This is a genomic window from Actinomycetota bacterium, assembly GCA_040905475.1.
Taxonomy (GTDB): Bacteria; Actinomycetota; AC-67; order AC-67; family AC-67; genus DATFGK01.
Genome location: JBBDRM010000113.1, coordinates 12,441 through 23,454, shown reverse-complemented (window position 1 = coordinate 23,454; position 11,014 = coordinate 12,441). Strand labels below are relative to the sequence as shown.

Here is an 11,014-nt window from a genome sequence, read left to right as displayed (position 1 = left end):
ATCTGCCTCAAACTCCTCAACGCCGAGGAGTCATTCTGTTAGGCGCTCTTAGCGGAGGCACCATGGCCGGACCCGTAGCCGAGCCTGACGAGCACTTCCGGCATCAGCTGCTGTCCGCCCGTCGGATCGACGAACGAATGGCTTGCGACCGCGAACACGGTGACGCCCGGTCCCGCCGCGTCGATCAGTCTGCCCAGGGCTGAGTCCAGGCGCTCATAGACGATCCTGATTCCTTTGGCGAGCCGGTCGTGGCCTTCCGGCGCCGCGCCGTCGAGGAAGTGCAATAGCTGGTGCCCGCTGCAGTGAGCCTCAGAAAATCCGCACGCGAAAAGATCCCACTCCTCGCGTCCGAGCACATCGAGCAGGAGAGCCGTCTTTCGCTCGATCCCTTCGAGGAGATCGTCGAGCAGCTGCTCGTACTGTTCCGGGGTGCCGTCATGTCCGTCGCAGGCCGCCGTCGTCCGCCGCGGCCACGGTCTCGACCAGAGCGGGTATCCGCCGTGGCGGTCGCGCAGCTCGCCGAGTAGGTTGGCTGGCAGGCTCTCCGCTCCGTAGAAGCGGTCATGAGTTCCCCACCCGGATACGAAGACGCCGTTCAACTCCTTGGGCGACACCGAGTGGGGGACGTCGATCACCGCCACGCGCTTTCCCGCATCGCTCGCGACCGTCCAGAGCGCGCGAGGGTCGACCTCGTCCACCTCCACCTGCCGTGGCGCGGTCTCCCCCGTGTGAAGCTGACGACCCGGGAAGAAGACACCGACGCGTCCACACGACCGGCCGATGTTCAGCTCTTCCCACACCCCACCCCCGATGGTTGCTAGCGGGTTGGCGAGCCTGAACGTCGCAGCATCGCGCGCGAATGAGGAAAACCGCTGGACGCCACCCTCGGCACCAAAGCGCCCCAGCAGAAACGCGTCACCGGCATCCAGACCGACGACCAGTGCTCGAGCGGACATGGTCCTTACTCCCTCCCCCGTTTCATTTCCCCGTGCGCACGGTACTCAGCTGCGCCTCATCCGTCCAGCCAGCCGGCGCCGGAGGCCAACCCTACCTCGCGTCGCTGCGAGAGCGGCAAGCGCGTCGCTTCGGCGCTTCTCGAGCCACGCAAGCTTCCCTGTCCGCGCGGAGCGGAAGCTCGTCGCGTCGAAGCGGGAGCGCGACGTCCTGGCCCAGCAACAGGCGAGCCAGCAGGTGCGAGTAGATGTTCCAGCGCGTCGGGGCGATCCAGGGCTTCTTCAGGACGTGGTGGAGCACGAATGGCTCTTCACCGTCCTGGTAGGAGCAGCGCAGCGAGGCCTCGTCGACGATGCTGAGCCCTGCAAAGGGCGGAAACGGCGCCAACCGATGATCGAGCAGCTCGAGCGTCTCCACGGGAAAGGTGGCGAGGAAGGCGTTCAGGACGTCCTGGTCGACGTAGTAGAACGGGTACTCGGAGGTTCCCTTGGCGATGAGCGTGCGATCGACATCGACGTGCTCGTAGCCTGCCGTGACCTGTTGGAGAAGCGTCGTGCCGAGCTCGCGTTCGGCGACGAGGAGGCCGGTGTTCACGTAGGGCTGCCGTCGTAGCGGCCCGAGTCCGAGGAGCTCCGACCAGCGCTCGTCGAAGCGATGTCCGATCCGGTCGACAAAGGCGACGATCTTTCCAGGACGAGCGTGATCGATCAACGATGTGAGAGGTCGCGTGACGATCATGTCCGCATCCAGCAGCACCATCACGTCCGTCGGATACGCGAGCGGAGCGACCGTCTTCGCATGGTGAGGTGCCGTCAGGCCGTGCGCCTCGACGAGCGTCACATGGTCGGCCAGCAGGCGGCGGTGCGCGTCGACAAGGCCGCAATCTGCGACGTAGATGGGCTCGTCGTGCCCGACGAGGCGCAGCGAGTTGATCAGCGCGACGAGGCCGAGAAAGTACGTCGAATCGGCGACGACGTAAAAAGCGCTGGCCGGGCTGGTGCGGGTCAAGCGTCCTCCTCGAGCTCGTGTCGCCGGCGATGCCGTCGCTGACCCGCAACGAGGCCAGGTTGGGGATGATACGAAGCTATCGATGTCTGGACCGCTCGAGACCAGCCGGAATCGCACCCCTGCGACTCGTCGTCGCGGGTGTGGGGTTCTGGGGCGGAAGCTGGATTCCCGTGGTTCGCCAGTCGCCCCACTGGGAGCTGGTCGTCGTCGTGGACACGGACGAGGCGGCTCTCGGGCGCGCCGCGGCGGCCGCAGGGCTCGACCATTCGGCCTGGTTCGGCTCGACCTCCGCGGCGGCGGAGGTCGTCGCTGGCGACGCGGTACTCGTCGTCGTACCTCCGGCGCTCCACGCGCCGCTTGCGCTCGAGGGTCTCGAGAGCGGTCTTCATTGCCTGATCGAAAAGCCCTTCGCCGGCACGCTCGCAGATGCCCGCCTGATCATCGAGCGCGCCGACTCGGCCGGACGCGTCGTGATGGTGAGCCAGCAGTACCGCCACCGGCTCGGGGCCCGCACGGTCGCCCGGCTCGTCGAGAACGGCGCCGTCGGCCGGATCGGCGCCGCCTACATCACCTTCTCGCAGGAGCTCGCAGCGCCTGGGTTCCAGCACGAGATGGACGAGCCGTTTCTCTGGGACATGGCGATCCACCACTTCGATCTGATTCGCGGGATCCTGGGCGTCGAGCCGGTCCGCGTCCAGGCGACGAGCTCGAATCCGAGTTGGAGCCCTTTCAGGGGAAACGCGGCAGCGACCGCCGTGTTCGAGACGGAGGACGGGGTCGCCATCACGTACACGGGTACATGGGCACCCCGCGGCGGGAAGACCGGGTGGGATGGCGTCTGGGACATCCACGGTGAGAGCGGATCGATCCGTTGGGATGGGGACGAGGTGATCGTCAGGCCGCTCGCGCAGCCGCTGCTCGCAAAGATCCAGAGTCGGGCGCTGAGGCGAGAGTGGAAAGGGCGGCGCGTCAAGCCAGCTCCGATCGGAGAAGCGGATCGCCTCGGCTCGCTGGCCGAGTTCAGCGCAGCGATCCGGGAGAAGCGGGAGAAGACCTCCGGTCGCGACAACATCCACTCGCTGGCCCTCACCGTCGCAGCCGTCGAGTCAGTCCGCAGCCGCGCAGCGGTTGATGTCGCCGAGCTGCGATGGCGAGCGAGGTGCCCGATACCCGTCGCGGACGACGACCGGCAAGCGCTTCGAGAGAGAACTGTCAGTAGGCAGCGCGCGGACGGAGCAGAGCAGGAAGCGTGAGCATGATGAGCCGAAGGTCCTCGCGCAATGTCCAGTTCGTCATGTAGAGGTAGTCGAGCTTCGTCATCTCGTGGAAGGGGATGTCGCTCGCCCCGAGCACCTGCCACAACCCCGTCATTCCCGGCTTGACGTTCAGCCGTCGCCTCGCCCAGTCCTCGACGTGCCGATCCTCGTCGAGGATGAGGGGGCGAGGACCAACGAGCGACATCTCGCCGCGAAGCACGTTCAAGAGCTGCGGAAGCTCGTCGAGGCGCCAGCGGCGAAGAGACGCGCCGACCCGGGTAACGCGAGGGTCGTCGGGCGCTTTGAACATGCGCGGATCCTCGTCCAGATGGATGTTCAGCGCGGCGACGTCAGCCTTCCGCAACTCTGCGTCCTCGACCATCGTCCGGAACTTGTAAACGCGAAACGCCCGCTCGCCGGCCCCCATTCGCACCTGACGGAAGAAGACACTCCCTCGTGAGTCGAGCTTTATCCAGGCCGCGACGATCGCGAAGAACGGTGCAAGAACGATCAGTCCGACGATCGCGCCGACGAGGTCGAGCGAACGCTTGAGGACCCTCTGTGAATCGGTGAGCCTCAGTACCGGCAGTCCGACCAGCGGAATCCCGTGCATCGTGTGCAGCTTGGCGTTCGCACCGAGGACCTCGAACATCCGCGGGACGATGTCGACCACGACCTCGGTGTCCTGCAGAGATCGAATGACGTCGAGCGTCTCCTCGTGCGAATCGACCGAGAACGCGATCAGCACGCGATCGGCGTCATGCTCCGTCACCAATCTGTGGAGGTCAGGCGCGGTTCCGAGGCGGCCGAGCGTCCCGACTCCGTTGGGCGGGGCGTCGCCGTCCCGGTCGACGAAGCCGACGACCCGCAGGCCGTATTCGGGATGCATGGCGATCTTGGTGGCAAGAAGGCGTGCCACGTAGCCAGATCCGACAATGATGACGTTCTGGACGTAGGCGGCGTGGCGGCGGCCTATGACGCGAACGACGGCGCGAGACAGCGGTAGGAGGAGGAGCGCCAGCGTCCAGAAGAGAACGAGGCGGGCCAGGTGTGGGTGCGGGAGGCCGAGGATCTCGGTGACGACGACGACCCCCCACGTCCCCAACGAGATCACCTGGAGAAGACCGAACAGATCGTCGACAGTCGAGTGGTTCGCTCTCTCCTCATCCCGGTCGTAGAGCCCGAGCATGTGGGCCGTGAGAATCCAGAGCGGCAGGCTTGCGACGAAGAGGACGACCTCCCACCGAGGCTCGATCGACTCCCCGACGATCGCCGGCGGAGACATCGCGAGCGCGAGCGCGAACGCTGCGAGCAGCCCGACGACATCGGCCAATACGAGGAGACGGCGCATGAGCCATCCGCGCGAGCGTGCGCGGAGCAGACGCCCCGGGTCTTCCTCGTGGCTCAGCTGATCGCCTCGCGGAATGGCGACCGGGTTCTGGGAGACGATGCTCAACTACCCCTCCCGCTGGCCCCAGCTATGAACTCCACCTATACCCCCGTTCCCATCCGGAACAGTAGTCCGGACGTCCAGCGTCTCATAGACGGCCCCGCGAGATTCAATACTTTCGGCTGGACCTACCGAGGCGTTCCGGTGGAGGGCGTGGCCGCGCCCTCTCTGGGCGGGATGCCTTCGTGGAACGCTATCTGGGAGTCGCCCTGCCCGTCAGGTTCGCCTGCTTCCGCTCGCCCTGCGCCTCTGCAAGAGCTCGGTCGCCACGAGCCACATGAACGCCCCGTTCGTCCGCGCATAGCGACCTGCCAAACGGCGCGGCTCCTGAGCGGTGCGGTACGCCCACTCGAGCCCCATCCGTTGAATGGGACGAGGCGCCCGCTTCGTCACGCCTGCGATCACGTCGAACGCGCCGCCGACCCCCATCGCGAAGCGCGCGCCTGTCAGCCGCTGGTGAGCATCGATCCATTCCTCCTTGCGCGGGGAGCTCATCCCGACGAACAACGCGTCGGGCCGGGCCTCTGCGATCTGCGCCGCGACGCGTTGGTCATCCTCCGCTGGGAAGTGGCCATGGTGGAAGCCGGCGATGCGCAAGGTCGGGTGACGACGCGCGATTCGTTCCACTGCCCGCTCGATGACGCTCTCCCTCGCGCCGAGGAAGTAGGCGGACATGCTCTCGCGCTCCTGTACCGCGAGCAACGCTGTCAGCAGGTCGATGCCCGCTACTCGCTCCGGGACCGGCACGCCGAGAATCCTCCCGGCCCAGACGAGAGACTGACCGTCCGCGTTCACGATGGTCGCACGGTCGAGCAGTCCGCGCAGTTCCGGGCTTCGATGCGCCTCGACGACCTTCACGGCGTTGAGCGAGAACTGTGAGTGGCAGCCGCCGTCGTTCATCAGCTCGACGATCCGTTGCACGGTCTGTTCCAGCGTCAGCGCGTCGATCGGGCAGGTGAGCAGCGTGTGACGTGTGGCGCCGTGCGCGCCGACGCTCCCGTTGCTCACGAGGACCGCTCGGCGTCGGAGCAAATGTTGACGACAGGCGACGGATCGCACGCGCAGCGGGGGGCACACCGTACGACGATCGACCGCAAGCCCGCTTGTGCTCCCACGCTTCTCCGATCGTACGTGCGGCCGCCACATCCGCCAGCTCCTGTTGCTTGGACCGGAGAAAGCCGGGTCCGGCGCTCAGGACTTGCGCTGGGCAGTGAGCACGCCATCCGCGAAGCCAAGACAAAGCTCTTCCACATCGTCGCCGATTCTGGCTCTTGCCAGGCAGGAGTCCCCCTCGCGCAGGAGCTCGAGCGCGGCGGTCGGTACCGGCGCGTCAGCAGCCAGCGGGACGAGTAGCGCGCCGAGCTCGACCGGCCCGGATGCGATAACGCGTTGGGAAACGACCCAGGCCGCCTCGGACTGCTCGAGACGCCGCGACCACCGTCCGTCGTCGCGGATCACGATCTTCGCGGGCAGCGGTGAGGCAAATGCGAGCATGAGCCTCGGGCCGTCGGGGCTCGATGCGACGACGACGCCCTCGGCCCCGTCCGGCGCGCGTGGTTCGAGCGCAGGATGCAGCGGCCACGTCTGCACGTACGTGTGCCTGCCGGCACCTACCAGGCGATCCACGACGACGATCGCCCCGCCGTCCAGCATCACCACCACACGCTGATGCGTAACCGGGTCGGGTAGGGCCTGGTACCCGTCGTGCTTGCCCGCTGCGACCCCGGCGCCGAGGTCGTACGTCAGCAGCCGGGCCTGCGCGTGACGTGTCCACAGAAATGGACCGCCCTGCTGAGACTGATCGGTGCCGTCTACGCAGACCGTCGCGTGTACCGCCGTCCCACGCAAGCGACGCCGGAGCCTGGCGTCGCCCAGGTACGAGCCCGTTCCCGGGTCGCTCACGAGCTCGTCGCCTCCGTGGGAGACGACGACCTGGAGCGCGTCGGCGTGGCCATGAGCGGCGATGCTGAGGTAGCCGAGCGGCCCGACGTCGAAGAGGGCTCGAGTACCCTCCCGTCGGAGGACGACGAGTCCGCCGTCCGGGAACAGCCCGTCGCCGGGGGCCATCGTAGGAGTTGCGGTCGCAAACCGCACCAGGCCCTCGCGGCCGAACAAGAGCGCCGCGGTAGCGTCGATGGACCCTGCCAACCGCTGTGCACCCGAGTGCCCGAGGAACGCCGCGAGCGAGGCTGCGACACCCCGAGCCGTGCGGTCACGGGCTCCGTCCAGCGTCAGTACGCGACCGCCGTCGGCGTCGCCGAACGCGGGCTCGGGCTCTCCGACGTCCACCAGGAGCACGACTGCGTCTGCGGCCCTCGTCAACGCAGCGACGATCGGCTCCGGGCAGACGACGCCGGCCGTTTCGAGAAGCGATGCACACGTGAGAAGCAGGTCCGTCGTGAACAGGCCGTACGCGAAAGACTGCTCCGCAGGAAATCCGTCGTGAAGAACCTGCAGCTGCGCCTCGCGTGAAAGCTCCTCGATCGCCTGGTCTCGCCAGCGGCTGGAGTCTCGGAGCTCGGGAACGAGGACGGCGACCGCTAGCAGGCCCACCAGTTCGCCCACGAGGTGGTTGTTTGCCGAGCTGTGCCGAGATAGGTCGCGGACGATCGAGCGTCCGTGCTGCCAGAGGCCTCGAACGACGCCGCGCTCCGCCTCACCGGTCATGAGCGAATGGCCGCGCAGCGCGTCGAACGCGACGGCGAGCGACACTGCGCGGATCGCGGGCTCGAACGCGTTCGCCCACGCGATGCCGCGCCCCGGTGGATGCCCGGCGAGCCATGCGTGCAAACGGGACGCAGCCGCGTCCGCGAAGCGAGGGTCATCCGTCAATAGCGCTGCCAGGGCCAGCAGCGGGAGCTCCTGGCAACGCTCCAACTCCCAGACCAGCTTGGGATCCCCCGGCGACGCCAACCGGTAGTCGATCAAGCGCCCGTGCCGGTCTGGCCAGGGGATTCCGGAGAGTGGATCGCAGTCGAAGACGCGCTCGCGCCCCAGCCGGAGCTCCGGATGGCCGAGTACCGTGACCTGTCCTTCCAGCCGGCGCTCTGCCTCCATGACGATCGTCTCTTCCGCGTCGACGAGCGCTTCTCGCACTGCGTTCACACGAGATGCGCCGAGTAGGAGAGACGAACCCGGCGTTGCTTGCCGTGAGACGATGCGCTCGAGGGTCGGTTCCCATGCCCGACGCCAGCCCGGGCGCGCCAGCCTCCAAACAAGGGCCTCGCTCTTGTAGCCCGCGGCGCGGCGCACGTGCAGCGCGATCTCGGCGGGTGCCATCGATCGCAGTCGTCGTGCATACCACCCCATCCGAGCTATCGGGCTCGTGCTCATACCCGATATCCCGCCGTCGACAGCGTCGGGATGGTGAGTAGGGTTGCGTTCATGCGGACCGCATTTCACCCTAACGAGCCGCAGTCGCGTAGTCGATTTCCCACGCTTTCGTGGACGGCTGAGGGGTGGGCGGCCGTCGCCCGATCGACGAGGTCCTCTGGCCGCATCGCCCGAAGGTCGGGTCCGGTCCTCGATCGGGGGCCGGTCGAGCGCGAGCACGAGGCATACCGTGTCCGGCTCATGACGGCGTAGCGTGCATCCGGGACCGCAGTTCTCGATTGTCTGCCTCTCTTCGCAGGAGTGGGCGACGCCGCTTCCGACGAATCGCCAGCAGGTCATGCGTCGCGCGGCAGCGCGCGGTCACTCCGTGTTGTTCGTCGAAACCGGGGAGTTTCTCGGGCGACACCTCCTGCGCCTCGTACGAGGACCCAGTCGGCTCTCAATCGCCCGCCGAATCGGTGGCGGCGAGCCCGCCGAGCCCGGAGTCACCGTCTGCAAGGCACTCAACGTGCTCCCCTGGGGCCAGCGCTTCGCACTCTGCAATCGGGTAAACGGCGCGGTGAGCCGCCTCGTTCTCCGGCGAGCGAGCCGTCGCCTGCCCGTTCCGCGCGTGACGTGGCTCTACGACCCACGCGCGACGTGGGCGATCGGGGCTGCGGGGGACGCCTTCGGCGTCTACGACTGTGTGGACGACTACGCAGAGCAGGCATCAGGCCGCCGGAACCGGGCGCTCGTCGCCACCTCCGATCGGGACGCGGCGGCAGCCGTGCGTCTCGTCTTCACGACGACCACGGCCCTGCGCGAGCGACACCTGTCCACGAACCCGAGCACGCATCTCGTCGGCAACGCCGCCGACTTCGAGCACTTCGCACCTGCTGTCGACCGGGCTCTCGCGGCCCCCAGCGTCGAGGAACTGCGACGACCTGTGCTCGGCTTCGCGGGGAACATCATTGCCGGGAAGGTCGACCTTGCCCTTCTCGCCGAGCTTGCGGACCACGATCCGAAGCGAACGATCGTTCTCACGGGGCCGGTGGAGGCGACACTCGCCACAGAGCTGGACGACCTGACGGCTCGCACGAACGTCGTCTGGACCGGTCCTGTGCCATACGAGGAGCTCCCTGGCATCGTCGCCGCCTTCGATGTCGGACTGATCCCGTACGCCGCGAACGACTACACGCGCAACGTCTTTCCGCTCAAGCTGTTCGAGTACCTTGCAGCGGGGAAGCCGGTCGTCGCGACGGGACTGCCTGAGCTTAAGGGGCTCGAGCCCGACGTCGTCGTCGCGCACGGTCTAGAAGGGGTCGAGACGGCGGTCACCTCGGCCCTGGCGCTATCGGATGAGACGGACGTCGCGCGGCGCCAAAAACTGGCGGCGGCCAATACCTGGGAGACCCGCACCGAGCGCCTGCTCTCGCTGATCGAGGACGAGCTTCGCGGGTGAAGATCCTCGTCGCGACAGACCAGTGGTCACCCGACGTCGTTGGAGGCTCCGCGCGGGTCGCTGCCGACAGCGCGCGAGCGCTCGTTCGGCGGGGTCACGAGCTCCTCGTGCTCGCTCCCGCCCAGGCTGGGTTGCCCGCGGTGGAGGAGGACGACGGCCTCGTTGTGCGAAGAGCCTTCCGGCGAGGCCCTTTTCCGCAGACACTTGCGGACCCGGTTCTTACGAGGCATCACGCCCGAGCGTTGCGTGAGCACTCGTTCGACCTCCTCGTGGCCCATCAGGCGACGAACGCCGTCGGGCTCGCTGCCGCCCGCTTCGATGTCCCGCTCGTACTCGTCTTCCACGCCTCGCCTACCCTCGAGCTGCGTTTCCTGCGCGGGCGAGTGACCGGTCTCTCGCGCCTCGCCGCGTACGCACTCGACCCCGCGCTCGTGACACTCGAGCGCCTGGCATTTCGGCAGGCCACCGGCGTGCTCGTGCTCAGCCACTTCAGCGAGCAGCTCGTACGCCGGCGACACCCGAGTGCCGCCGTTCGCGTCGTCGGCGGCGGCGTCGACGACGCGTTCTTCGCCGAGTCACCCGACCTCCGGGAATGCCGTACGCGACTCGGGATTCCGGACGGTGTGCTCCTGTTCACGGCGCGTCGGCTCGAGCCCCGGATGGGCGTCGACATCCTGATCGAGGCGCTGGCGCGCATCGACGACGACAGCGTCGTCCTCGCCGTCGCAGGAAGCGGATCCTCGCGCGGCGATCTCGATCGGAGAGTGCACGAGCTCGGTCTACGCAACCGCGTCCGGCTGCTCGGCCAGGTGTCGGAGGACGATCTTCGGAGTCTCTACCGGGCCGCCGACCTCTTTGTCCTTCCAACGGTTGCGTATGAGGGATTCGGGATGTCGACGGTGGAGGCGCTCGCCGCCGGCACCCCTGCGCTCGGCACCGCTGTGGGGGCAACGCCCGAGATCCTCGGCGACCTCGGAGCGGAGTTCATCGTGCCGCGAGCGGAGCCCGCCGCCCTTGCAGCGGCGATTCGGCAAGTCCTGCCGGAGTTGGGCCCGGAGCTGCGCGCCCGCGCGCGTCGACTGGCCGAGAAGCGATTCCGTTGGCGGGACGTCATCTGCGCCTGGGAGCAGGCGCTTCTGGACTTTCGCAAGGGTTGACGCGAACAGCCGTACGGCTAACCTCTGACCATGCCCGCTGGGGAGGTGTACGGGGCGCTCTGGCGTCATCGCGTCATGATCGTGCTGCTCACGGCGATCGCGGCCGTCACCGCGTTCGCTTGGACGCGCACGCAGCCGATGATCTACGAGGCCGACGCGCTCGTGCGCATCCAACAGCGCGCGACGAGCGCGGGAGACGCATTCGGGTCGGTCGGCTCGCTCGAGCTGGGACAGCGGCTCGCCCAGACATACGCCAGAATCGTCGAGACCCGCTCGATGACGGACCGGGTCGGCCGTGCGCTCGCCGGCACGATCCCTCAAGAGGACATCTCGATCTCAGCGAGCCCCGTAGGCGACGTCGAGCTTCTGCAGGTATCGGCACGGAGCGAGAATCCACGCAATGCCGCCGTGGGGG

At 67.6% G+C, this 11,014-nt stretch carries 9 protein-coding genes; 4 read left to right on the top strand and 5 right to left on the bottom strand.

The annotated features are described in order from the left end of the window. Positions 1 to 38: 38 nt before the first annotated feature. Together WEB06_13415 and WEB06_13410 are read right to left on the bottom strand one after the other, a co-directional pair. On the bottom strand, positions 39 to 956 hold the full coding sequence (locus tag WEB06_13415) for an alkaline phosphatase family protein (GenBank protein ID MEX2556611.1): 918 nt from the start codon (positions 954 to 956) through the stop codon (positions 39 to 41). Between the two features lie 91 nt (positions 957 to 1,047). Beyond that, positions 1,048 to 1,962, bottom strand: coding sequence for a hypothetical protein (locus tag WEB06_13410; GenBank protein MEX2556610.1), 915 nt, complete (start codon positions 1,960 to 1,962; stop codon positions 1,048 to 1,050). Positions 1,963 to 1,991: 29 nt separating this feature from the next. Here WEB06_13410 and WEB06_13405 point away from each other — a divergent pair, with 29 nt between their 5' ends. Continuing rightward, positions 1,992 to 3,215, top strand: a complete 1,224-nt coding sequence (locus WEB06_13405) for a Gfo/Idh/MocA family oxidoreductase (protein ID MEX2556609.1) — start codon at positions 1,992 to 1,994, stop codon at positions 3,213 to 3,215. Here WEB06_13405 and WEB06_13400 read toward each other — a convergent pair. The 3 genes from WEB06_13400 to WEB06_13390 form a co-directional block, all read right to left on the bottom strand. After that, positions 3,175 to 4,674 carry a sugar transferase gene (locus tag WEB06_13400; protein ID MEX2556608.1) on the bottom strand — a complete coding sequence of 500 codons (1,500 nt, stop codon included), beginning with the start codon at positions 4,672 to 4,674 and terminating at the stop codon, positions 3,175 to 3,177. The two genes, WEB06_13405 and WEB06_13400, sit on opposite strands and share 41 nt — an antisense overlap. A 210-nt stretch (positions 4,675 to 4,884) precedes the next feature. Continuing rightward, positions 4,885 to 5,676 (bottom strand): WecB/TagA/CpsF family glycosyltransferase, encoded by a 792-nt coding sequence (locus WEB06_13395; GenBank protein ID MEX2556607.1) that lies wholly within the window; start codon positions 5,674 to 5,676, stop codon positions 4,885 to 4,887. A gap of 183 nt (positions 5,677 to 5,859) precedes the next feature. Beyond that, positions 5,860 to 7,947 carry an alginate lyase family protein gene (locus WEB06_13390; GenBank protein ID MEX2556606.1) on the bottom strand — a complete coding sequence of 696 codons (2,088 nt, stop codon included), beginning with the start codon at positions 7,945 to 7,947 and terminating at the stop codon, positions 5,860 to 5,862. A gap of 613 nt (positions 7,948 to 8,560) precedes the next feature. On the opposite strand from WEB06_13390, the gene WEB06_13385 reads away from it, so the two are divergent. The 3 genes from WEB06_13385 to WEB06_13375 form a co-directional block, all read left to right on the top strand. Continuing rightward, positions 8,561 to 9,442: a glycosyltransferase gene (locus WEB06_13385; protein ID MEX2556605.1), complete on the top strand. Its 882-nt coding sequence runs from the start codon at positions 8,561 to 8,563 to the stop codon at positions 9,440 to 9,442. Next, positions 9,439 to 10,599, top strand: a complete 1,161-nt coding sequence (locus WEB06_13380) for a glycosyltransferase family 4 protein (GenBank protein ID MEX2556604.1) — start codon at positions 9,439 to 9,441, stop codon at positions 10,597 to 10,599. The genes WEB06_13385 and WEB06_13380 overlap by 4 nt, the downstream gene beginning before the upstream one ends. Before the next feature lie 30 nt (positions 10,600 to 10,629). Continuing rightward, a partial coding sequence (locus tag WEB06_13375; protein MEX2556603.1) for a Wzz/FepE/Etk N-terminal domain-containing protein occupies positions 10,630 to 11,014 on the top strand: 385 nt, incomplete at its 3' end.